This is a genomic window from Streptomyces sp. CS113 (assembly GCF_002188365.1).
In the GTDB taxonomy this organism is placed as follows: domain Bacteria; phylum Actinomycetota; class Actinomycetes; order Streptomycetales; family Streptomycetaceae; genus Streptomyces; species Streptomyces tendae.
In genome coordinates, this window is the sequence record NZ_KZ195574.1 from 8,610,839 (window position 1) to 8,633,715 (window position 22,877).

General features: G+C 71.6%; 16 protein-coding genes and 1 pseudogene. 9 read left to right on the forward strand and 8 right to left on the reverse strand.

Annotated features, from left to right (window positions below):
* Positions 1-36: 36 nt before the first annotated feature.
* Positions 37-1,308, reverse strand: a complete 1,272-nt coding sequence (locus B9W62_RS38930) for an alpha-L-fucosidase (RefSeq protein WP_087811602.1) — start codon at positions 1,306-1,308, stop codon at positions 37-39.
* Between the two features lie 188 nt (positions 1,309-1,496).
* Here B9W62_RS38930 and B9W62_RS38935 point away from each other — a divergent pair, with 188 nt between their 5' ends.
* A complete protein-coding gene (locus B9W62_RS38935; protein ID WP_087811603.1) occupies positions 1,497-2,810 on the forward strand; it encodes a hypothetical protein in 1,314 nt (437 codons plus the stop codon).
* A 98-nt stretch (positions 2,811-2,908) separates the two neighbouring features.
* Here B9W62_RS38935 and B9W62_RS41070 read toward each other — a convergent pair.
* Positions 2,909-3,010 (reverse strand): annotated as a pseudogene (locus B9W62_RS41070) (IS5/IS1182 family transposase); the annotation flags it as partial.
* Positions 3,011-3,194: 184 nt separating this feature from the next.
* Between B9W62_RS41070 and B9W62_RS38940 the strand changes: the two are divergent.
* Complete coding sequence (locus B9W62_RS38940; protein ID WP_179235895.1) at positions 3,195-4,178, forward strand: tetratricopeptide repeat protein; 984 nt, start codon at positions 3,195-3,197, stop codon at positions 4,176-4,178.
* Positions 4,179-4,253: 75 nt separating this feature from the next.
* Here the strand turns inward: B9W62_RS38940 and B9W62_RS38945 are convergent, their stop codons facing one another.
* Together B9W62_RS38945 and B9W62_RS38950 are read right to left on the reverse strand one after the other, a co-directional pair.
* A complete protein-coding gene (locus B9W62_RS38945) occupies positions 4,254-5,003 on the reverse strand; it encodes an SDR family oxidoreductase (protein WP_087811604.1) in 750 nt (249 codons plus the stop codon).
* Between the two features lie 14 nt (positions 5,004-5,017).
* Positions 5,018-5,515, reverse strand: a complete 498-nt coding sequence (locus B9W62_RS38950; RefSeq protein ID WP_256976735.1) for an SDR family NAD(P)-dependent oxidoreductase — start codon at positions 5,513-5,515, stop codon at positions 5,018-5,020.
* Here B9W62_RS38950 and B9W62_RS38955 point away from each other — a divergent pair, their 5' ends adjacent.
* Positions 5,516-5,899 (forward strand): TetR family transcriptional regulator C-terminal domain-containing protein, encoded by a 384-nt coding sequence (locus B9W62_RS38955; RefSeq protein WP_256976736.1) that lies wholly within the window; start codon positions 5,516-5,518, stop codon positions 5,897-5,899.
* 252 nt (positions 5,900-6,151) lie between these two features.
* Positions 6,152-7,060 (forward strand): alpha/beta hydrolase, encoded by a 909-nt coding sequence (locus tag B9W62_RS38960; RefSeq protein WP_179235897.1) that lies wholly within the window; start codon positions 6,152-6,154, stop codon positions 7,058-7,060.
* A 468-nt stretch (positions 7,061-7,528) separates the two neighbouring features.
* On the opposite strand, the gene B9W62_RS38970 is transcribed toward B9W62_RS38960, so the two are convergent.
* Positions 7,529-8,455, reverse strand: coding sequence for an oxidoreductase (locus B9W62_RS38970; RefSeq protein WP_179235899.1), 927 nt, complete (start codon positions 8,453-8,455; stop codon positions 7,529-7,531).
* Positions 8,456-8,906: 451 nt separating this feature from the next.
* On the opposite strand from B9W62_RS38970, the gene B9W62_RS38975 reads away from it, so the two are divergent.
* Entirely contained in the window at positions 8,907-9,590 is a 684-nt protein-coding gene (locus tag B9W62_RS38975) for a TetR/AcrR family transcriptional regulator (protein ID WP_087811607.1), read from the forward strand.
* Between the two features lie 98 nt (positions 9,591-9,688).
* Here the strand turns inward: B9W62_RS38975 and B9W62_RS38980 are convergent, their stop codons facing one another.
* Both B9W62_RS38980 and B9W62_RS38985 read right to left on the reverse strand, forming a co-directional pair.
* Complete coding sequence (locus B9W62_RS38980; RefSeq protein ID WP_087811608.1) at positions 9,689-10,021, reverse strand: type II toxin-antitoxin system PemK/MazF family toxin; 333 nt, start codon at positions 10,019-10,021, stop codon at positions 9,689-9,691.
* A 335-nt stretch (positions 10,022-10,356) separates the two neighbouring features.
* The gene (locus B9W62_RS38985; RefSeq protein WP_087811609.1) at positions 10,357-10,770 is read right to left on the reverse strand and encodes a MarR family winged helix-turn-helix transcriptional regulator; all 414 of its coding nucleotides are present in this window, start codon (positions 10,768-10,770) and stop codon (positions 10,357-10,359) included.
* A 66-nt stretch (positions 10,771-10,836) separates the two neighbouring features.
* Here B9W62_RS38985 and B9W62_RS38990 point away from each other — a divergent pair, with 66 nt between their 5' ends.
* Positions 10,837-11,793 (forward strand): alpha/beta hydrolase, encoded by a 957-nt coding sequence (locus tag B9W62_RS38990; RefSeq protein ID WP_256976822.1) that lies wholly within the window; start codon positions 10,837-10,839, stop codon positions 11,791-11,793.
* A gap of 580 nt (positions 11,794-12,373) precedes the next feature.
* Here the strand turns inward: B9W62_RS38990 and B9W62_RS38995 are convergent.
* On the reverse strand, positions 12,374-13,642 hold the full coding sequence (locus B9W62_RS38995) for a wax ester/triacylglycerol synthase domain-containing protein (protein WP_087811611.1): 1,269 nt from the start codon (positions 13,640-13,642) through the stop codon (positions 12,374-12,376).
* Positions 13,643-14,049: 407 nt separating this feature from the next.
* On the opposite strand from B9W62_RS38995, the gene B9W62_RS39000 reads away from it, so the two are divergent.
* The 3 genes from B9W62_RS39000 (at position 14,050) to B9W62_RS39010 (ending at position 22,854) form a co-directional block, all read left to right on the forward strand.
* Positions 14,050-15,183 carry an SDR family oxidoreductase gene (locus B9W62_RS39000; protein ID WP_087812315.1) on the forward strand — a complete coding sequence of 378 codons (1,134 nt, stop codon included), beginning with the start codon at positions 14,050-14,052 and terminating at the stop codon, positions 15,181-15,183.
* A gap of 64 nt (positions 15,184-15,247) precedes the next feature.
* Positions 15,248-16,831, forward strand: coding sequence for a PfaD family polyunsaturated fatty acid/polyketide biosynthesis protein (locus tag B9W62_RS39005; RefSeq protein ID WP_256976738.1), 1,584 nt, complete (start codon positions 15,248-15,250; stop codon positions 16,829-16,831).
* Between the two features lie 44 nt (positions 16,832-16,875).
* Entirely contained in the window at positions 16,876-22,854 is a 5,979-nt protein-coding gene (locus tag B9W62_RS39010; RefSeq protein WP_087811612.1) for a type I polyketide synthase, read from the forward strand.
* Positions 22,855-22,877 lie beyond the last annotated feature (23 nt).

Genomic DNA, 22,877 nt, shown 5'->3' on the forward strand with positions numbered 1-22,877 from the left:
CAGGACGAGGGTGCTGCGCAGCCTGTGAGACCGTGGTCAGTCGCGGCCCTGACCGGTGTACAACTCCAGTTCTCCGTCGAGCTCGAGGGCGAGGACGGTGCCGTGCGGGGCGAGATCCCCGGTCGCGGGCGCGTCGACCCACAGGTCCCCGGGAACGTCGTGCAGGCCTCCTGTGCGCCGGTGAGCGAGTTCCGTGCCGGTCCCGAGGACGCTGATCCGGCGTACCGCGTTGCGCAAACCCCGGACGCAGACCATTTCGCTCGGAGGGTCGAAGCAGATCAGATAGAGCGTACGGCGGTCGGGAGACAGCGTGCTCGGTCCGTAGTGGTGCCCCGGTGGCAGACCCGCGACGCTCCCGTGCACGGCAGCGGAATGCCGCCGAATCCAGTCGCCGAGCCCTTCGAGCCGTTCAGCCTGATCCTCGACGATGCTGCCGTCCGCGCGCGGCCCGACACCGAGCAGGAGGTTGCCGCCCATGCCGATGGTCTCGGCGAAGTACCGCACGAGCTGCCCCACACTCTTGTGGTTCGCGTCGTACGGCCGGTATCCCCAGGAGTCGTTGACGGTGAGGCACAACTCCCAGGGCGTCCGCGGTGCGGACACCGGCAGTCCCTGCTCCGGCGTGGCGTAGTCACCGTGGCCGAGCAGCCGCGAGTTGCACACCGTGTCCGGAGCCAGGTCGCGGACGGTCCGCGCCAGTTCGGACATCCGCCACTGGTCGCCCGAGCGTTCCCACTCACCGTCGAACCACAGCAGATCCGGCCTGAACCGGGTGAGCAGCTCGCGTACCTGATCGTCCCGGTAGTCGAGGTAGCGGTCCCAGGCACAGGGGTCTTCGGCGCCCGGCGCGGGGGAGACGTAGGCGCTGTCGACCAGTTCGGGGTGCGGCGGCCGGGGGTGCCGAACCGATGCGTAGTCAGGGTGGTTCCAGTCGGAGTGCGAGTAGTACAGGCCGACTCTCAGGCCCTCGTCACGCATCGCCTCCACGTACTCGGCGACCAGGTCGCGGCCGGCCGGGGTGCGACGGACCACGCTCAGGTCGCCCAACCGCGTGTCCCACAGGGCCACTCCGTCGTGGTGCCGAGCGGTGAGGACGGCGTAACCGGCACCGGCGCGGGCGAAGAGCCGCGCCCAGGAGGCGGCGTCGAAGCCGGACGCGGTGAAGCCGTCCAGCTGGCGCATGTACTGTTCGTGCGGCATGACCTGGTCGAACAGGGCCCAGGACTCGGGCACGCCCTCGACCGAGTAGATGCCGTAGTGCACGAAGATGCCGAGCTTGGCTTCGGCGAACCAGGGTTGCATGGTCATGGTGGACCGTCCTCGCCTCTCTCCTGACGGACACGTGCCGGCGAGCCCGGGGCTCGGACACGACGGCCCTCGCGACCCCCTCGTCACGTGAGCCGCGGTACTCGTCCGGGAGACACCGTAGCCTTGGAACCCGGCCGTCGTGTCTGCGGGAGTGCGGCGGAGATTGGCCTGTCGTGTGGGGGGCAAGGGTGCAGAGGCCGGTCACGGGCGAGGTCCGTGTCGAGTACAGCCAGATCTACGTCGAAAGCGGTCCGGACGCCGTTGGCCCCGGTCTGGCGGAGGCGTTCGGCGGCCAGACCTCCGGACTGTGCGGAGCGGCGGTACCCGGTGCGCTGTGGTTGCAGACGGGGCTGCACACGGGGAATGTCGGCTTCAGCGTCGAGGTGCACGACCGGGCTCCCCGCCTGGACCCGGTGTGGGAGGACGTCGTGGAGGTCTCCTTCCGTCCCGCGTCGGCCGGCGCCGCTCTCGTGGAATGCGGAGGCGGGGCCGCGCGGTCGCTCGGCCTGCAAGAGATCGACTATCGGGTGCGCTACTGCGCCCGGGGCATGGACGAGGCGCGCCGGCAGGACACCCGGCCGGCCGGGCAACAGCAAGTGGACTGCTATCTGTTGCAGTTCTGGCCGGCCGAACCTGCGCCGGACCGGATGGTGAAACAGACCTCGTCGATCGCCGCGTACTGGCACGGCTACGCCCGTGAACAACCCGCTCCGCCGTCGCCGGTCGAACGCGCCGCGGCCGAACGGCTGGCCCGCCTCGCCCAGGAACGAGTCGCTGAGCAGCGTCGGCTGGCCCGCGAACGGTGGGAATGGGGTGGGCAGTTGCCGAGCCGCGCCCTGCGCGAAGTCGGCGGCAACGTGCGCGGTCTGCTTCGCTTCGATCCGGCTCTCGTGCATGCCATCGACCAGGCCGGTCCGGCAACGCAGCGCGCGACGGCCCGGCTCGCCGCGCGCCGCGCCTGCGAGGTCGCCGGCCTTGACCGGCTCGCATGGGTCGCGGCGGGACTCGCGGCCCTGGTCGAGGGCCGTCCGCTGCCGCCGCCCCTGGACGACCCGGACCAGGCCTGGCGGGCCCTGTCATCCGATCCGCAGGTACCGGACCGGACCGTCGGCCGGGCCGTCCCGCCCGAGCGGCCTCCCTTTCGGCCACCGGCTCCTCACGACGGACGACCGTCGCCGGTCCGCCCCGCTCCGTCCCGCCGCATCGTCGGTCCCGCCGCAGCCGCAGCCGCAGCCGGGGCGGCGGAGCCCGCGCGTCTTCCCACTCCACCGGCACCGCGGTCGGGCGGGGACGTGGGACACATCGTGCGGATCACGCACGGAGAGCCGGACCCCGGCCTGCGCATGTCCCAGCCCCACATGGCGCTCCCCGCACTCCTCGACGCGGCGGCAGCCGACCCGCTCCGGGCGGCCCTCGACGCCGTGTACGCGGCGGTAGCCGCTTACGGAGAGGGCTACCAGGCTCTGCTGGGAGAGGTCCGGAGCCTGTGCCAGGGGACGTGAGGTCGGCCGCGTACCGCAGCCGCGGGAACACAGGTACGGGCATCGAGCGCTGCGTGTGGACGAAGACGACCGCGGAGGGCTAGGCACTGTCCGGCGGGTCACGGGCGGAACCATAAGCGGACCGTCGCAACTGTGACGGTGCCATGGCAGACGTAGGCCCTCTTGCCGTAGCGGGTGGCGACGGCTCGGGAGTTCTTGAGCCCGCCGTCCCGATGCCGGCAGGTGCGGCTCCGGCCGGACCCACTCAGCAATCGTCAGATCACCCCGCCCCATGCTGGTCCAACGAGTGAGCAACTGGCAGGACCTGGCGTGGCGTCGAGAAGGGGCTCTCCCCTCCTGATCCGATCGTCGCTTTGCGCGCCTGGCCACGGGTATTCTCTGGCGATGTCGAATCAGTCAGTGGCGGCGGGAGTCAGTCTCGCTGGTGTGATGGCGCACTGCGGCGGAAGCCCGGTGGGCGCCGTGGAGCTTCTGGTGGGAGCAATAGCCTCGGCACCGGCAGCTCCGGAGCCCTATGCGGCCCTCGCCCAGTTGTGGCAAGGCCGACGCTCGGAATTGAAAGAGAGCCTCGAAGGGGACGGCTCCTTGAGCGCTGTGCTGGCGCAGGCGTACTTCTTGTTCCTTGAAGGGGACATGGACGACGCGGTGATGGCCCTTGGTTCGGTCACGGGTGTGCGGCCCGACGTGGCGTGGGGCGCTGCCCCCTGGTTCGGCGATGCGCGCTTTCTCGGCGCGGTGAGCGCTGCGGCGCTGGCCGAGGCGTGTCTGCGGACGTTGGACTATGGTCACGACCTGGACACCGACGAGATGCGGGAGCGGTTCGCGCCCTGGTTCCGTGCTCTCGACGTGGTGTCCGAACGGGATCCCGCGCCGGAGTCGTTGGCGGCCATGGCACGGCTGCCGCGGGCCTGCGGTCGGTACGAACAGTCCTTTGCGCTGTGTGACCGCGCCGATGGCGTCGATCGGGTCATGTGGACGGCCGTCGCACGAGCGACAACATGGCGTGTGATGGGCGACCTGGATCAGGCTGCTGCTGCCTTCGAAAGCGCCCTGCTCCTCGACTCCGCCAACTGGTCCCTCTACCTGGACCTAGCCGACGTGCGCGCCGAGCAGGGCGACTTCGCCGCAGCCGCGTGCCTCGCCGATCAGGGCTTGGAATACGAGCCTCACGAAGTCACCCTGCGCGCGGCAAGCGCCGCCTACCGCACACGCCTTTCCGGCTCGTCCGACGACCTGAGTGCCCTGATCGCCCTGGCGCCGGAACTCGCAAACACCACCTACCGGGACCTACTGATCGACTACGCATGTGCGGGTCCGAAGCTGCCTCGCAGACTCGTTGCCAAAGCCCGCCGAATCCGTAAGAACTGAAAGGGCTGTCGTGTCAACCGGTGCCAGGGCAGGATGCCCTTCTGGTTCCTAGACACGCGATCCGCCGGACAGTGCCTAGTAGGCGAGTTGACCGATGCCTCCGTCGACGCGCAGTACGGTCCCCGCGGTGTAGGCGGATTCGTCCGAGGCGAGGTAGACCGCTGCCTTCGCCAACTCGGTCGCGGTGCCCAGCCGGTGGAGGGGCACGGTCTGCCGGAGCTCCTCGTAGAGGGCGTCCCGGCGCTCGGGACCGAGGGACGCGAACACGTTGGTGATCGTCGGGCCCGGGCTCAGCCCGTTGACACGGATGCCCCGGTCCTTCAGCTCGTGAGTCAGCCCGCGTGTGTAGGAGAGCAGACCCGCCTTGGCCGCGCCGTAGACCGTCGCGTTCTCGTGTCCGACGTACGCGGAGACGGAGCCGACGAGAATGACCGAGGACTGCGGTGAGAAGAGCGGCAGAAGATCCCTGATCAGGAAGAACGGCGACTTGAGATTGGTCGCGACGAGTCTGTCGAAAGCTTCCTCGGTCCACGCCTCGATGGGGAGATGGGTGACGTCGGCGGCGTTGCTCATCAGGATGTCGAGCTTCGGCCATTCGTCCCGGAGCCGCGCCGCGAGCGCCGCCTGGCCGGGTACGTCGCCGGCGTCACTGGCGATGGTGAGCACCGGGCCGTCCAACTGCCGGGCCGCGGCGTCCAGCCTCTCCCGTGAGCGGCCGGTGATGGCGACCGCGGCTCCCTCGGCGAGGAACTCGCGAGCCGTTTCCAGGCCGATGCCGCTCGTTCCCCCTGTGATCAGGGCGTGCTTTCCCACCAGGCGATCCATCGTCGTCTCCCTTCTCAGATCGCGGTGCGGCCGCCGTCGGCGGCCACGATCGCTCCGGTCATGTAACTGGCCCGGTCGCCGGCGAGGAAGGCGATCACCTGGGCCACCTCGGCCGGGTCGGAGGTGCGCTTGAGCGCGGTGGTCAGCCCCATGCCGCCCATGTCCGGTCCCATCGCCGCGACCACCTTCGAGGTGCGCATCGGGCCCGGAGCGACGGCGTTGACCCGGATGTTCGAGGCGGCGAACTCCGCCGCCCAGGTGCGGGTCAGTGACTCCAGCGCCGCCTTGGTGGCGCCGTAGAGGGCCATGCCCGGCATGCCGAGGCCGGCCGCGGTGGAGCTGACGTTGACGATGCTGCCGCCGCCGCCCGCGGCCATCTTCTCCGCGAGCAGGTCCAGGACCTCGTCGACGCGCTCGCCGTCGAGCGCGGCAGCCTCTACGGGACATTCGGCGACAAGCGGCGCTTCTACCTCGAAGCCGTCAGGCTCTACTGGGAGGTGTACGAGCGGCACTTGACCGCCACGCTCGACACCGGCCCGCTCCTGCCCGCCCTGCGCGAGATCCTGATCCATCCCGCCAGACTGGACGAACTCGTCTCCGACGTGGGCGTGCCGCAGGGCTGCCTCGTCGGCAATACGACCGCCGAACTGGTCCCCCAGGACAGCGAAGCCACGGAGATCGTCACCCGCTCGTACCGCCGGTTCACCGACATCGTCACCGACGCGCTGCGCCGCGTTCAGGCAGCCGGAGAGGTCACGGACAAGGCCCGCCCCGAGGACCAGGCGCTCCTGCTGCTCTACCTGGTCCAAGGTCTCTCGCTGGTATCGAGGGCGGGACTCGACAGAGCTGCTGCCCTGGCAGCGATCGACACGGCGGTGGACGGTCTGCGGGCCTGACCGGACCCGGGAGCATCTGGACGACGGTTGCAGCGAGGATGTGCTCGCCCGCGGACGTTCGCGGCGCCGACCCAAGTGATGCGAGCCGCAGGGCAGGGTGGTTCTGGGTCCACCCCGGTGGGGGTGCTGGACCGCTGGTGGGCGGAACGGGCCGTTCATAGCGTGGTGTTCATGATGGATGACACGAATGAGGAACGAAAGGGTGCCACCCGGCGGACGGCGCTGCGTGGGCTGGGACTCGCGGTGGGGGGCATGGCACTGGCTCCCGGGCTCGGCACCTCGCCGGCCGCTGCGGCCCCGCGCCGCGGGCTCGTAACGTACGTGCTGGTGCACGGTACCCACAGCGCCGGCGCGTTCTGGGTGCCGATTGCGCGGGAGCTGGTGCTGCGCGGCCACCGCGTCGTCATGGTGGACCAGCCGCGGCACGGCGCGGAGGCTTTCGTCGCGGAGTCGTACCAGCGGCAGGACCTCGCAGCGATGGCGGTCGAGCCCTCTCCGCTGAAAGGGCTCGGGCTGGACGACTACGAGGCACGCGTCACGGGCATCGTGCGGCAGGCCGCACGCAACGGCCCGGTGGTGCTGGTCGGGCACAGCCTGGGCGGCGTGTCGGTCAGCCGGGTCGGCGACGCCGTCCCGCATCTGCTGCACCACATCTGCTACATGGCGGCCTTCTGCCCCAGCCGCGTCCTGCCCACGGCGGACGCCTGCACAGCGGCACCCGAGAACGCGGACGCCGTCAGCCCGGTGGAGCTGACGGTGGGGGACCCGGACCGGCTCGGGGTGCTGCGGCTGAACTTCCGTACGGGGGTCAGCGGTGAGTTGGCCCTCCTGAAGGAGATGATCTGCGCGGACTACCCCGACGCCGACTTCCGCCGGATACTGGCGGGCATGCAGACCGACGAACCCGTCGCCGCCTATGCGGGCCGAGCGGTCGGCCGGCCCGGGACCTGGGGACGCGTTCCCCGTACCTACCTGCGTTTCGGCAAGGACCGTACGATCGCCACCGCGCTCCAGGACAGAATGATCGCGGAAGCCGACGCGTCCACACCCGGTAACAGTTTCCGCGTGCACAACTTCCCCAGGGCGTCACACGTCGGTCCCCTGAATCCCACCCCGGTTGCTGACGTCCTGGACGCGCTCGCAGGCGCGCCGGTGAAGTGACCACCGCACGGTGGTGAACGGCATCCTGTTCCGGGTCCGGACCGCAGTTCCGTGGCGTGATCTGCCGGTATGACGGCCGCCGACGCCACGGTGCCGGAGGGCTGGACGGCCACGGTGGAACATCCCGGCCGCACACCGATCGTCCTCGGCTCGGGCGATCATGCCCCGGACACCGCCCAACTCGCGGTGGCGGCCAGCCTCCGGCAAGGAAGGCCTCGGGCTCGCCAGCACCTCGGTCATCACGCCGTCAACCGCCGACGAACCCGCGTGCCGCGTGCTGCGCGGCCAGTCGTATCGAGCGTGCGGGGCGCCGTAGCCCCAAGGCAGGCAGCTACCGTCGCGCAGGAGACCTGGACCTGCTGCGGGGCCACGGGGGAAGAACCCGTCGAGCGCACAGCGGCGGAAGCGGGTGTGGTCGGCGTCTGCCACGGGCGGCCCTAGCGTTCGGGCAGGTCACGTCGACGGACCCTAAATGGCGGCCCCGGTCTCGAGGCCGAAGGGGACACCTGTGAGCTGCTCGCTCGCCGCCCACAGTCGCCTGCCCTCCGCGGGGTCGTCGGCGCCGTTGGGAAGCTTGGCCGGCTTGGGCGCGCCGGAGGTCTGGTCCCGTCCGGCGGGACCGATGAAGCTGCCCGACCGGACGTACGGGTTGGTCGCCGCGTACAGGGAGGGCCAAGCCGCGCCCTCGGCCGAGCCCATCAGCAGGCGGGCGGCGATCGGGGTGACCATGCGGCTCAGGGCGCCGTTGCCGTGCTGCTGAAGACCGGTCATCGCCGACCCCGGGTGGACGACGAGCGCCTCGACGGGGCTGCTTGCGGTGCGGCGCGCGAGTTCCAGGGTGTAGACGATGTTGGCGCGCTTGGACTTGGCGTAGGCACCCATGGCGCGGTAACTCTTCTCGCTCATCAGATCGTCCAGCCTGCCCATCGGCCACCGTGCCGCGATGGCACTGACCGTGACCACCCGCGGTGCCGGCGAGCGGCGCACGGCGGGCCAGACCTGGGCGTTGAAGGCGAAGTGGCCGAGGTGATTGGTCCCGACCGTCATCTCGAAGCCGTCGCGGGTGGTCCGCCGCTCGGGCAGGTTCATCACGCCGGCGTTGTTGCAGAGCAGGTCGACCGTCTCGGTCTCGGCGATCCGGGTGGCCGCGTCGCGGACGGAGGAGAGGTCGGCGAGGTCGAGCACGAGGGTGTCCGTCCGGGCCCCGGGGGCCGCGGCGCGCACAGCCTCCGCGGCCTGGTCCAGCTTGGTCTGGCTGCGGCCGGCCAGGATGACGCGGGCTCCGTGCCGGGCCAGCACGCGGGCGGTCTCGAGTCCGATCCCGCTGTTCCCGCCGGTGATCAGCGCCGTGCGGTCGGTCTGATCGGTGATGTCGTCGGGAGTCCAGTGGTTCATCGTTGTCACGCTCCTTGGATTCATTGATCTCGTGCTCGGCCATGCGTCGCTCGGCGGGGCCGTGACCCGGGTTGGAAGAGCATGCCGAGGGAGTCCTCGGCGAGGACGGCTTCGGCGAGGACCCGAACGCTGTGCAGGCGCATGTGCAGGCGCATGCGCCTGCTGCCGAAGGCCCCGGCGGCACTGGGCCGCCAGGCCGTCCTTCATGCGTCACGCCGCGGTGCTTCTCCCGGACCCCGGACTGCCGCCGTGCCGGAGCAGGTCGTCCGCCCAGGGCAGGTGGACAACGTCGGGACAGCCCCTGTTGAGGACCTTGTCGATGAAGGGCGCCGGTCCTAGTGCGCCGCCCAAGACTGTTCCCCCTTTTCAGACCGGTGGTCTGTTTCCCTGCGACCAACGTAGAAGACCGGCGGTCTGATGTCAAAAGACCGCCAGTCTGTAGCATGGGGGCATGACGGACTTCCAGCGCGCACGCAGTGAGGAGCAGCGTGAGATACGGCGCCAGGCCATCCTCGACACCACCGCCGCCATGCTCGAGAACATGCCCATCGCCGAGATCAGCCTGAACGAGCTGAGCCGCCGCGTCGGCCTGGCGAAGTCCAATGTGCTGCGCTACTTCGAGTCGCGCGAGGCGATCCTGCTGGAGCTGCTCGACCGCGCCTGGCAGCAGTGGGTGGCCGACTTGCCCGCCCTTGCGCACGCCGGCATCGACCAGGACGCTCCGGTGAGCCGACGTACGGAGCAGTTCGCCGCCGTGATCGCGGGCTCCCTGGCCCAGCGCCGGGTCCTGTGCGATCTGCTGAGCGCGCAGGCGGGCGTACTGGAACACAATGTCTCACCGCAGGTGGCCGCCCGCCATAAGCGCGCTGCCGTGGCCAACGTCGCCGACATCGCGGCGTCGGCCCGCGAGTACCTTCCTGAACTGGGCGCCAGCGCACCGCAGTTGACCGCAGGAATGATCATGGCCATCGGTGCCGTGTGGACACACGCGCGGCCCTCACCGGCGATGCTCGCCGCCTACGAAGCCGACCCCTCGCTCACCGCGTTCAAGCTGGACTTCGTGACTGCCCTGAAGGAGATGCTGGCCACCCTCACCGCAGGCACCATCGCACGCGAGTACGCCGGTCCGCGGTGACCTGCAGGAACGGTGACGCCTACTCCTCGCCCGCCCTCCTCAGTCGCCGAACGAATCAGTGACCCCAGTAGCAGGGCGGTCCCGACGTCCCTTCTCGGCTACGCGAGTCCGCCGAGACGGAGGGCTTCCTCGATCTCGCTGAGCTTCGCTGAGGACAGGACGCCCGCCCGCTCGATCAGGTCGTCTCGGGCCACGGTGGTCACCCATGTGCAAGGGGTGAACCCTGGACGCGGCAACGCGAGCCGCAGCACCCCTTCACGGGGCAGTCCGTCCATGGCGCCAACGCGCACTTCGACGCCCAGACCGCTGATGTCGACGCCCGCCGGAGCGACAACCTGCATCACTCGGATACCGGACTCGTCGTCTCCCGACAGCAGTACGACCAGCCGCCGTTCGTTGAACTCGGCCCACCACACTTCGCCACGTTGCACATGTCCTCCTGACACAGAACGGCAGGCAGATGCAGCGCGACCCTGACGTGCTGTGGAGACGGTGCCGCCACCGTTGAACATCGGTGTGTGAAGACCGGGATCATGCAGTGGTCGCAGGCTACAGCGTAGTAGACCCTGCCCACTGGTAGGAGACGTTCGAGGGGTGCGAGCGGGTCGAACCCCGTTGCCGCGCGGGGAGTTGACGCTCGGGCTACCGTCGAACCTGCCGCGCAGGAACCTGCTGGACCATCGCCGAGTAGGCCGGGAAGGCCACCCTGGACGGCATCTGGCGAGCAATAGTTGACCGGGCAGGCGAACCGCCCGTGGCCATGGGCTCATGCGGGCGAGAGCATCTCCTGAAGGATGCGATGCAGTTCGGTGCGGTCCCGCGGGGTGATCTTCGCCAGCCTGCGGTCGTACTCCGCCGCGAGGGCTGCAAGTGCACGATCCCGTGCCTCCGTGCCCTCGGCGGTCAGTACGAGCCGGTGACGCCGCAGGTCCGCGTCGTCGATCTCGCGCCGGATGAACCCCTTGGCGACGAGGTTACGGACGTAGACCGTCACGCTCGCTTTGGGGAGCAGCAGTGCCGTCGCGATCTCGGCCGGGTACGGCGACGCCTCCACCTCGGCCAGGACGAAGAACTCCTTCGTCTCCAACCCGAGCGCGTTCAGCTCCTCCGTGCAGGCATCCATCACAACGCCCAGCAGCCGCTGGTTCAGCGTCCACAGCTGCGCCCCGTCGACTGTCATGCGACCGCTCCATCCATGTGATACAGTTTCGTATTAGTTTTAAATCGTACAATACATTGTCTTGTACTGGACTCCTATGGAACAACGGTCTCACGAAGGAAGCCAGGCATGCTCAAGCACCTCACGATCCCGCGCGGTCCCATCAACCTCGCCGCGGACCTTCACCTGCCCGACGACGCCGACAGCAGCGCACCGCTGCGCGCCGTGGTGCTCTCCACTCCGGGCAGCAGCGTGAAGGAGCAGATCGGCGCCAATTACGCCTCCCGCCTCGCCGGCCGCGGCATCGCGGCGCTCGTCCTCGACCCCGCGCATCAGGGGCAGAGCGAGGGCAAGCCCCGCGACCTCGAAGACCCCTACCGCCGAGGTGAGGACATCTCCTACGCCATCGACGCGCTCACCACGACCCCCGGCATCGACCCGCAGCGCATCGGCGTCCTCGGCATCTGCGCCGGTGGCGGTTACGCCGTGCACACCGCCCGCACGGACCACCGCATCAAGGCGGTCGGCACGGTCGTCCCCGTCAACATCGGCGCCGCGTTCCGCAGCTTCTCGCCCGACGGTCCGGCCGCGGCACTCGACGCCCTCGCGGACGCACGGACCGAAGAGGCCCGCTCCGGCGAGACGACCCGGGTGAACTGGTTGCCCGACACCCTGGAGGACGCCACAACAGCAGGGCTGACCGACATCGACACCACGCAAGCCGTCACCTACTACCGCACCGAGCGCGGCGGCAACGAACACTCCACGAACCGGCGCCTCTTGCGCAGCGACTCCCTCCTGCTGGGCTACGACGCGTTCCACCTGGCCGATCGGCTCATGACCCAGCCACTCCAGGTCATCCTCGCCGGACGCATTGGCAACACCGGCTCCTACGACACCGGCATGCAGCTGTGGAAGCTGGCCCCCAACCCCGTCGACCTCATGGTGATCGACGACGCCGGCCACTACGAGATGTACGACGAACCCGAATACGTCGACGCCGCCGTCGAACGACTCGCCACCTTCTATGCGAACAACCTGTAAGGCATCCGAACCGGCGAACCTTCCCCGGTCAGAGCAATGGACGCGCCGAGGTCGTCCCCAGCTCGATCGGCGGGCCGCTGCTGTGGCCCTCCGGGGAACGTACGACGGCGGTTCTTGATGTCGCTGAGGGCTGCGACCGTCGGCAGACCGGTGCGCCGGAAGGCATTGCGACGGTAAAGGTCGGGACCCGCAAGCTCCTTGAGGCGGATGGCCGTCGAGGGATGGCTCCTGGCGCCGATCGGTGCCGTCACGGCGTGCCCCGCCCTTGAGACAGACGCCTCGTTGCTGCTCTGGGCACCTTCGATCCCCCGCATCGCACAGTCGCCTTGCCAACCAGCTCAGGCTCGGGCGGACTTGGCCTGCAACTGCAAGCCCGGTGCGTGGTACAGGCGTACGAGGGACGGCGGTTGAAGCCGCGAAACGACTCGCGTTCGTCGGGCCCGGCCCGGCTCGCGAGCCGTTGGCCTCCACCCGCGGCTGCGGAGCGCATGCGATCCACCCGGGGGTTCCGCAGACCTGGAGATCGCCGTCGACCGAGGGCGGTCGTCACCGGACCGGCCCCCCCCCCCGCGACGGGCGCTCATGCTGCCGAAGTGAGGCACTGTTCCAGTTCCTCCACGGCGTCCGTCCACAGGCCGGGCAACCGCTCGCCGTGCGGCAGCGCGTGGTCGACCGTGAAGGAGACGTCGGCCCAGTCACCGAAGTAGGCCAGTCCCACACCGCAGAGATGACCAGGTAGGAGCAGCGGGAGCAGGGCGGCGCCCGTGACGTTGGTGGTGCCCAGCGAGGCGCCGTCGGCGAGCGGCACGGTGGTGGCCATCACCCGGGTGACGTTCGGTGAGGTGATCCGCCGCATATACCAGGCCGTGGGCCGGGCGGGCATGTGGCGGACCAGGTCGTGGATGGCCTGCCGTCGTGGCCTCCGCTTCACCGCGGAGGTCGCCGCCGCGACGAGTTCGAGCCGTCGCGACGGTGAGGTCTCGGCCAGCGGGAGCCGTACCGGGACGGCGAAGGTGCGGTTTCCCCACGTCTGCTCCTCGTCGTGCCGGCGTGCGTCCACGGGCAGCAGCGCCGACACGCGCGGCAGCGGAACACCGGCCGCTTCCGACCACCTGCCCAGGGCGCCCGCCAGGGCCGCGAGGTGGACGTCGTTCGCCGACACCCCCCGTGCCGTCCCGACCCTGCGCAGCCTCTCGACGGGCATCCGAGCCCGCAGCAGTCTCCGCCGTCCACTGGGTACGAAGGCTGTCGAAGGCCGTCGCCCCGGCCGGGGAAGAACGTCGAAGGCGTACTTCGCCGCGAAACCCAGTGCCCTGACCGTCCTGCGCACGTTCTCCCCGTGGCCTCGCGGGCCGGGCAGCGGCCGGACGGCCGACTCACCGGTACCGAGCAGCAGGGTACGGAAGGCGAGGGCGGCGGCGATTCCGTCCTGGCACACATGCTCGAACCGGTAGCACACGGCGTACTCGTCGGGCTCCTCGCCGGGTACCAGCCACAGCCCCCAGGGTGGTGCGTCGCGGGGCAGCGGGGCGTCGAGGGCGGTCTCCAAAGGGGATTGCGGTGCGTCAGGGCCGGCCGTCACTACTTCATGCACATGGCGTTCAAGCGTGAAGGACTCGTCCGGACGCCACACGGGAGGTCGAACGGTACGTTCCAACCGGTGAGTGAGCATGGGAAGTCTCGGCAGGAGCATGTCCACGTGAGCTCGGAACTCGTGCAGACTCGGCGGCCGGCCACTGAGACACGCGACGCCCCCGGTGTCCCAGCGGGCCCCGGGATGGGCCTCCTCCAGCCTGAGGTACGCGCGGTCGATCGGGTGCGTACGCACGTCGGCGGACATGGTCACCATCTTCCGGTCGGGGCGGTCCGGTGGAGCCGCGAAGTGGTCGCCATCGACAGGACAGGACCGACCGACGGACGGAGCGGGGCCGCAGCGGACGGTCGCTCGAACGGCCGGTGTGCGGGTCGAAGCACAAGGTAGGGCGGCCTCCCTCCACGGCTGCGGCGTCTGAAGGTCCCTTCACGCGGTCGGACGAGGAGTTCGCGCGGCTGTTCGTCAACCTCCGCGTCGGCGCGACGCCTTCGAGGATGAGCATGAACGGAATGGACTCCCGGGGCACCCGTCAGCTGGCACCGTCCTCGATGGGCGTCGGAGCGTCCGAGGGGGGAGCCGGGGATGAAGGCGGGCGAGTCGATGGCGCGGAAGCGATCACACCCACTCGCCTCCCCATGGCGTGGCGCGGGGGAGTCACCGTCGTGAACATCGCCCTCACCGGGGCCACCGGTTTCCTCGGCCTGCGACTGCTGCGGTGCCTGCTGGAACGGCACGGATCACTGACCCTGCTCACCCACAGCGCTTCCGGAGAGGCCCTCGGCCGCATCAGACGGTTCTTCGAGGTGACCGGCGCGCCCGAGCGGCTGACCGCGGAATTGCCCACCCGGCTACGGGTGGTACCCACCGACCTGAGCCGACCGCGCATGGGACTGCCCCCGGCGCGGTACGGGGAACTGGCCGACGTCCTCGACGCGATCTTCCACAGTGCCGGCTCCATCAACCTGGAGGGCGACCTCGCCTCGCTGCGCCGCGTGAACGTCGAAGGCACCAGAGCCGTACTGGAGTTGGCCGCCGCCGGAAGTCGCCGGCCGGTGGTCCACCACGTCAGCACCGCCTTCGTGGCCGGAGCGCGACGTGAGGGAGTCGTCTACGAGGACGAACTCGACGACACCCACGGCTTCGAGAACGCCTACGAGCGGTCCAAGTACGAGGCCGAGACCCTGGTGCACGCATGGTCGCGGACCCACCGCAGACCCGTCGTCGTCCTGCGGCCGAGCATCCTGGTCACGAACCTGCCACCGCACCCCGAACTGCCCCGGCATCCGCTACAGGTCATGGACCAGTTGGTGGGGGACGCGCTGCGGGCCGCCGGCCTCGCCGACGCACGCGGCGCCCGGGCCGACCTGCCCGTCGCCCGGCTGCCCGGCCGACGCTACGGCCACCTCAACATGATGCCCGTCGAGGACGCGGCGAGGGCGATGGTGCGCCTGGCGGACCGGGAACCGTCCGGACGCGTCGACACCTACCACGTCGTCCACGAACACGATGTGCCGGTGGCCGCCGTCACCGAACTCATGGAGCGGCTCGCGCCGCTGCGGACCCGGCTGGTCGAGAAGCGCCCCGACGACGTGTCCGCCCTCGAGGCCTCCATGGACTTCTACCCGGGCATCACGCCCTACCTGAGCCACCTCCGCCGCTACGACGACACCCGGGTGCGCACCGCGCTCGGAGTTCCCCGGTCAGTCACCCGGGTGGACGTCGACTACCTGTTGTCCGGTCTCCGCCCGACACACCCGGCACCTCCACAGACGGTGCCGGGGGAGGCTCGGCACTGAGGCCGAGCCCGGCCTCAGTGCCCCGACGACCGCCACCCGCATGAACACCCTTTGGAGCCCGCCCTTGTCCGCTCCCGCCCGGCCCGGCACCGCCGGCACGCATCCGCCGGTGTTCTCACCCGAAGCGATCACCGCCGGTACCCGGCGGATCCGGGAGCACGTGCACATCGTCACCGACAGCACCCGCCGGGACCTCGGCCTGGCCTTCGGACCCCGGCCGGCCGACGACGTCGTCGGGACGCTGCCGCCGCTGTATCCGGAGTGGCTCGGCGGGCGCACCTTCTGCGAAGCCCACGGCGTCCGCTTCCCCTATGTGGCGGGAGAGATGGCGAACGGCATCGCGACGACGCGCATGGTCGCCGCGATGGCGCAGGCCGACATGCTCGGCTTCTTCGGCGCGGCCGGTCTCGCACTGCCGGAGGTCGAGCGGGCCGTGCGCGAACTGGCCGACCGGCTCCGGGGCAGGACCAACTGGGGCGTCAACCTCATCCACTCGCCGGCCGAACCGGAACTGGAGCACCGGGCCGCGCGGCTCCTGCTCCAGCACGGGGTGCCGTGTGTGTCGCTGTCGGCCTACCTGGAACTCACCCCGGCCGCGGTGCTGTGCGCCGTCCGCGGACTGCGCCGGGACGGCGACGGACGGATCGTGCGTCCCACGCGGGTCCTCGCCAAGGTGTCCCGGCCCGAGGTGGCCGAGAAGTTCCTCTCACCCGCACCGTCCCACCTCCTGCGCGGACTCGTGGAGCGCGGCGAGCTGAGTGCCGAGGAGGCCGAACTGGCCCGGCACGTACCGGTGGCCGAGGACATCACGGTGGAGGCCGACAGCGGCGGTCACACCGACGGCCGACCGCTGGGCTCCCTGCTGCCCCGCGTGCTGATGCTGCGCGACGACATCACCCGCCGTTTCGGTTACCGGCGCCAGGTCGGAGTCGGTGCCGGTGGAGGGCTCGGGACGCCCGCCGCGGTGGCGGCGGCGTTCGCGCTCGGGGCGGCCTACGTGGTGACGGGGTCGGTGAACCAGACGGCCACGGAGGCGGGCATCTCGGACGACGCCAAGGCGCTGCTCGCCGAGGCGGACGTCGCCGACGTGGCCATGGCGCCGGCGGCGGACATGTTCGAGATGGGCGTCACGCTCCAGGTGCTGCGCCGGGGCACCATGTTCGCCCCCAGGGCCTCCCAGCTCTACGCCGCCTACCGGGCGCACCCGTCCTTGGCGGACATCCCCGCCCCGGTGCGGGCCAAGCTGGAGCGGGACGTTTTGGGGGCTTCCGTCGACGAGGTGTGGGAACGGACCAAACGCTTCTGGGCGGCACGCGACCCCGCACAGATCACGCGGGCGGAGAGCGACCCCAAGCACCGGATGGCCCTGGTCTTCCGCTGGTATCTGGGCAACTCCAGCCGCTGGGCCATCGACGGCGACACCGGCCGGCGCACGGACTACCAGATCTGGTGCGGCCCGGCGATGGGAGCGTTCAACCGGTGGACCGCGGGCGGCTTCCTCGCCGAGCCCAACAACCGCACCGTGGTGCAGATCGCGCTCAACCTCCTCGAAGGCGCCGCCGTGGTCACCCGGGCGCACCAACTGCGCACCTACGGCGTCCCGGTCCCCGCCTCGGCCTTCGCGTACCCGCCGCGCAGGCTCGCGTGACCGCGCTCCCCGCCCGGAAGACACCCCCCGACGAAAGGGAGCCCGTGTCCGAAACCCACCCCCCACAGGTTCCCGTCGCCGTGGTCGGCATCGGGGCCCTGGCCCCCGGCTCGACCGACCCCACGGAGTTCTGGCGGACCGTGGTCTCCGGCCGGGACCTGATCACCGACGTGCCGCCGTCGCGCTGGCTGGTCGAGGACCACTACGACCCCGACCCCACCGCGCCGGACAAGACCTACGCGCGCAGAGGGGCCTTCCTGCCCGAGGTCGGCTTCGACCCGTTGGCCTACGGCATCCCACCCGCCACCCTTCCCGCCACCGACACCAGCCAGCTGCTCGCCCTCATGGTGGCCGACCAGGCCCTCGCCGACGCCGGCGGGCTGTCGGGCGTGGACCGCGACCGGGTCGGCGTCATCCTCGGCGCGGCCTCGCTGGAGCTGCTGAGCCACATGCAGGGGCGGACCCAACGCCCCGTGTGGCTGAAGGCCCTGCGGGAGCAGGGCGTCCCCGAGGCCGAGGCCCAGTCCGTGTGCGACGCCATCCAGGACCACTACACGCCCTGGCAGGAGTCGACGTTCCCCGGGCTCCTCGGCAACGTCGTCGCGGGACGCATCGCCAACAGGCTCGACCTGCACGGCACCAATCACACCACCGACGCCGCGTGCGCCAGCTCCTTCGCCGCCCTGTCGACCGCGGTCGCGGAACTCTCCCTGGGCCGCGCCGACCTGGTCGTCAGCGGGGGTGTCGACACCCTGAACGACATCGGCATGTTCCTGTGTTTCTCCAAGACACCCGCGCTGTCGCCCACCGGGGACTGCCGCCCCTTCTCCGACGAGGCCGACGGCACGATGCTCGGCGAAGCCGTCGTGATGTACGCCCTCAAGCGGCTGTCCGACGCGGAACGGGACGGCGACCGGATCCACGCCGTGATCCGGGGGATCGGCAGCTCGTCCGACGGCAAGGGGACGGCGATCTACGCACCCCTGCCCGAGGGCCAGGCACGGGCCCTGCGGCGCGCGTACGAGCAGGCGGGCTACGACCCCGGCACCGTGGAACTCGTCGAGGCGCACGGAACGGGTACGAAGGCCGGGGACGCCGCCGAACTCGCCGCGCTGCGCACGGTGTTCCAGGAGAGCGGGCGTGCAGACCGGCAGTGGTGCGCGATCGGCTCGGTGAAGTCCCAGATCGGTCACACCAAGTGCGCCGCGGGCGCCGCCGGACTGCTCAAGACGGTCATGGCCCTGCACCACCAGGTCCTGCCGCCGACCATCAAGGTCGAGCGGCCCGCCTCCGTGGTGCGAACGCGGGACAGCCCGTTCTACGTCAACACCGAGGCACGCCCATGGGTGCGCCCGCCCGGTCGTCCGCGCCGGGCCTCGGTGTCCAGCTTCGGCTTCGGAGGCAGCAACTTCCACGTCACCCTGGAGGAGTACGTACCGTCGGCGGGGCCCGGCCGTCACGCGTGGCGCAGCCGGTGCGCGCCCACGGAACTGGTGCTCCTCAGCGCGTCCTCGCCGGCCGCCCTCCTGGAGCGGATGCGGACCCTCGACCGGGACCGCCCGCTCGCCGAGATCGCGAGGGAGAGCCAGACCGGGTTCCGGCCCGCCGACGAGGCGCGCCTGGCCGTCCCGGCGACCGACATCGACGACCTGCACGACAGGTTTGCGCAGTCCGCTCCGGCGATCCGGCAGCGCCCGCACGACGCGTTCTCCCTTCCCGGCGGGGTGCACTACGGCGTCGCAGACCCCGCCGTCGGCAAGGTGGCGTTCCTCTTCCCGGGGCAGGGGGCCCAGTACGTCGGTATGGGCGCGGCCCTCGCCATGTACGCCCCCGCCGCCCAGGCCGTCTGGGACCGCCTGGCGGGCCGCCGGTTCGAGGACCGCGCCCTGCACGCCGTGGTGTTCCCACCCCCCGGCTTCGGCGACGCGGAGCGGGAGGCGCAGGCCGCCCTGCTGAACGCCACCGAGTGGGCCCAGCCGGCGCTCGCCGTGCACAGCCTGGCCCTCCTGGAGGTGGTGCGCGGCCTCGGGCTGCGGCCGGACTGCGTGGGCGGCCACAGCTTCGGCGAACTGGTGGCCCTGCACGCCGCGGGAGCGCTGGACGCCGATTCCCTGGTCGCGCTCGCCCGCAGACGGGGCGAGCTGATGCGCGCCGCGGCCGACAGCCCGGGGGCGATGCTGGCCGTGGCCGCGAGCCGCGAGCGGGTGGCGGCCGTCCTCGCCGAAGCCGGGGTGAAGAACGTGTGGCCGGCGAACCACAACGCTCCGGACCAGCTCGTGGTCTCCGGCGAGAGCGGGGCGATCGAGGCGGCCGAACGGGAGTTCCTCGCCCGGGGCATCGCCGCGAGCCGGCTGGAGACCTCGCACGCCTTCCACACCCCGCTGGTCGCCTCGGCGGCCGGGCCACTGACCGCGTTCCTGCGCGACACGACACTCACGGCACCCGTCATCGACGTGTACGGCAACGCGGACGCGGCACCGTACCCGGGAGACCCCGACGACGTACGCCGCAGGATCGCCGCCCACCTGGCCTCACCCGTGCTGTTCGCCGAGCAGGTCGAGGCGATGCACGCCGCGGGTGTGCGGACGTTCGTCGAGGTCGGCGCAGGGGCCGCGCTGACCGGCCTGGTCGGACGCGTCCTCGGGGACCGCGAGCACGCCGCCGTCGCCCTGGACCGCCGGGGACAGGACGCGGTCACCACCCTGCACAGCGCGCTCGGCCGACTCGCGGTGCGCGGTGCGCAGTTGGACTACGGCTTCCTGTGGGCGCCGTACGGACCGTCACGGACAGCAGTGAAGGAGCGCGAACCGCGCATGACCGTGCAGATCAGCGGTGCCAACTACGGGCAGCCCTATCCCCCGGAGGGCGGAGCGGCCGAACTGCCCCCACCGAATCCGCCCCGGACCCCACCGGCGCCCGGGCCGGCCGCGACGCTCGCGCCCGTCCCGCAGCCGGCGCCGAGCGGCCCATTCGCCCCGGCCCGGGAACCCGTACTCGCCGCGGACCCCGCACCGGCCGCCCCACCCCTGCCGGAGCCGATCGATCCGGCGCTCCCGGCGGACCCTCACTGGCTGGCCATGGTCGAGAGCGTGCAGCGGCACGCGGCGGAGGCCCATGCTGCCTGCCACCGCATGCTGGCCGACAGCCACATGGCGTTCCTGCGGATGACCGAGACGACCCTGGCCGCGATGCTGGGCGCGCCCCCGCGGGAGGACGTACCCGCCCCGCCCGCCCCACCCGCGTCCACCGAGTTCGCGGCCGTGCCGCACACCGGGGTCCCGACCTCCGCTCCCGCAGACCGGGCGCCCGCCGCGGCGCCCGACGCGACGCCGCGGACTCCCCACCCGCTGCCCCCGTTCCCCGCCCCCACCGCGGCGTCCGTCGTAGCACCCGCCCGCACGCCCGAGCCCGCACCGGCCCCGGCCCGCGCCGACCCGCCGTCGGCCGCGGACCCGGCCCGCTTCGAGGAACTCCTGCTCTCGGTGGTGGCCGAGCGCACCGGTTACCCGGTATCGATGCTCAACGCGGACATGGCGCTGGACGCGGACCTCGGCGTGGACTCCATCAAGCGTGTGGAGATCCTTTCGGTCGTCCGGCAACGGGTGGGTGACCTGCCGACCGGGGATGTCGCCGCGCTCGGCAGACTCAGCACCCTGCGCGAGATCGTGGACGCCCTGACGAACGCGGCCGCTCCCGCCGGCGCGCCGTCCCCCGCCCAGGCCGAAACCCCCGTCGTGAGCCGGGAACCCGAACCGGCGCAACTGAGGCGCCTGACCCTGCGGACGGTGGAGGCGCCCGCCCCCGGACTGGAGATGGCGGGACTCGGTAACGGCCCGGTGTACGTGATCGGCGGTCCTTCCGGGACCGCCGGCCTGGTGGCCGGGAAACTCACCGGCCGCGGCGTACGGGCCGAGGCCGTGACAGCTGTGCCCGACGACGCGGGCGCTGTCGTGTACCTCGGCGGGCTGGCCGACCTCGGATCGCCGGAGGAGGGGGCACGGATCCTGCGCGAGGCCTTCCGCACGGCACGCTCGGTCGCGCCGCGCATGGAGGCCGCCGGTGGGGCATTCGTCACCGTCCAGGACACCGGGGGCGACTTCGGGCTGGACGGCAGGCAACCCGACCGCGCGTGGCTCGGCGGTCTCGCCGCCCTGACCAGGACCGCGGCGAGGGAGTGGCCGGACGCCTGCGTCAAGGCGATCGACTGCGAGCGCGGCGGCCGGGACGCCGAGGCCGTCGCGGAGGCGATCGTGGCGGAACTGCTCGCGGGCGGACCGGCACCGGAGGCCGGCCTGCGCGCCGACGGAACCCGCCTCGTGCCGTGCGCCGTCGAGGCACCGGTGGAACCCGGCACGGCCGCGACGGAGATCGGCCCGCAGTCGGTGATCGTGGCCACCGGGGGAGCGCGCGGGGTCACCGCGGCCGCCCTGACCGACCTGGCCCGGACCCACCGGCCGCGCATCGCCCTGCTGGGCCGTACGGAACTGGTGGACGAGCCCGCGGGGGCGTCCGCGGCCACCGACGAAGCCGCACTCGTGCGGCTGCTCGGCGAGCGGCGGGCCGAAGGCACCCGCCCCGCCGAGATCACCGCGCGGGCGCGGGCGATCCTGGCCGCGCGCGAGGTGCGGGCGACACTCACCGCTCTCGAGGAGTCCGGCTCCCCGGTCCGGTACCTGCCGGTGGACGTCAGGGACGGTGCGGCCCTCGCGGCCGCGCTGCGCGAGGTGCGCGAGACGTGGGGCCCCGTCACCGGGATCGTGCACGGCGCCGGCGTACTGGCCGACAAGCGGATCCGCGACAAGACGGACGAGCAGTACGACCGGGTGATGTCCACCAAGGCCGACGGCCTGCGGGCCCTGCTCACGGCGACGGCCGACGACCCGGTCGGGACGATCTGCCTGTTCTCCTCGGTGGCCGGGACCTTCGGCAACGCGGGACAGTGCGACTACGCCATGGCCAACGCCGTACTCGACCACGTGGCGTCGGCCGAGCGCGCCCGGCGGCCGGACCGCAGGGTGCAGTCGATCGCGTGGGGTCCCTGGCGCGGCGGGATGGTGACTCCGGCTCTGGCCGACCACTTCGCCCGGTCGGGCGTCGACCTGATCCCCCCGGAGCGGGGTGCCGCCGCCTTCACCGCCGAACTCGGCGCCCCGGCCACTGACGGCCGGATCATCCTGGTGGCCGGTGCCGGTGCCGGTGCCGGGGCCGGGGACGTGCCGTCGGACGGCGCCGGCGACCCGCCCACGGCCCACGTCCGCGTCACGTCCGCCACGCACCCCTGCCTGGCCGACCATCGCGTCGCCCACGAACCGGTCCTGCCCCTGGCCATGGTCCTCGACTGGTTCACGGGCGCGGCCCGGGCGTGGCGCCCCACATCCGCAGGGCCGGTCCTGCGCGACGTGCGGGTGCTCGACAAGGTCACCCTGCCGAAGCTGGCGCACGGGGGGCACCGGTTCACCGTGCACGGACACCGCCGCCTCGTCGGCCCCCCGTCGGGTCTGGAGGCGGAGCTGCGGGACGCCGACGCGGCGCCGCACTTCCGCGCCGTACTGGACTTCGAGGCGCCCCCCTCGGAACAGGAGCCGTGGGCCGGCCCCGGGGAAGGGGACGGCACGGAGCGCCCCGCCCCCTACGACGGACGGGTCCTCTTCCACGGGCCACGGTTCCGGGCACTGCGCACCCTGCGCGGCGTCGGTGCCGACGGGGCGGAAGCGACCGTCGTGGGCGTCGCCGGACTGGGCTGGGCCGGTGCCCATTGGCAGACCGATCCGGCGGCGGTGGACGGTGCGCTGCAACTGGCCCTGGTGTGGGCGGACCACGCCCTGGGCAGCGCGTGCCTGCCGATGGCCGTCGCCGAGTACCGCGTCCACCGGCGCGGCCCCGCCGCGGACAGCCTGAGGTGCGTGGTGCGCGCCCGGAAGGTGCACGACACCGGGGCACGGTGCGACGCGGCCCTCTTCGACCCGGACGGCGCCCTTCGCGTGGAGCTGCTCGGGGTGGAGCTGGTACGCCGTCCCGACTGAACGGGCGCGCCGCGCGCCCCCGT

Excerpts from the sequence above, each read along its gene's own strand:
- B9W62_RS38930 (WP_087811602.1), bottom strand. The coding sequence starts at position 1,308 with ATGACCATGCAACCCTGGTTCGCCGAAGCCAAGCTCGGCATCTTCGTG.
- B9W62_RS38940 (WP_179235895.1), top strand. The coding sequence starts at position 3,195 with ATGTCGAATCAGTCAGTGGCGGCGGGAGTCAGTCTCGCTGGTGTGATG.
- B9W62_RS38945 (WP_087811604.1), bottom strand. The coding sequence starts at position 5,003 with ATGGATCGCCTGGTGGGAAAGCACGCCCTGATCACAGGGGGAACGAGC.
- B9W62_RS38960 (WP_179235897.1), top strand. The coding sequence starts at position 6,152 with ATGGCACTGGCTCCCGGGCTCGGCACCTCGCCGGCCGCTGCGGCCCCG.
- B9W62_RS38970 (WP_179235899.1), bottom strand. The coding sequence starts at position 8,455 with ATGAACCACTGGACTCCCGACGACATCACCGATCAGACCGACCGCACG.
- B9W62_RS38975 (WP_087811607.1), top strand. The coding sequence starts at position 8,907 with ATGACGGACTTCCAGCGCGCACGCAGTGAGGAGCAGCGTGAGATACGG.
- B9W62_RS38985 (WP_087811609.1), bottom strand. The coding sequence starts at position 10,770 with ATGACAGTCGACGGGGCGCAGCTGTGGACGCTGAACCAGCGGCTGCTG.
- B9W62_RS38995 (WP_087811611.1), bottom strand. The coding sequence starts at position 13,642 with ATGGTGACCATGTCCGCCGACGTGCGTACGCACCCGATCGACCGCGCG.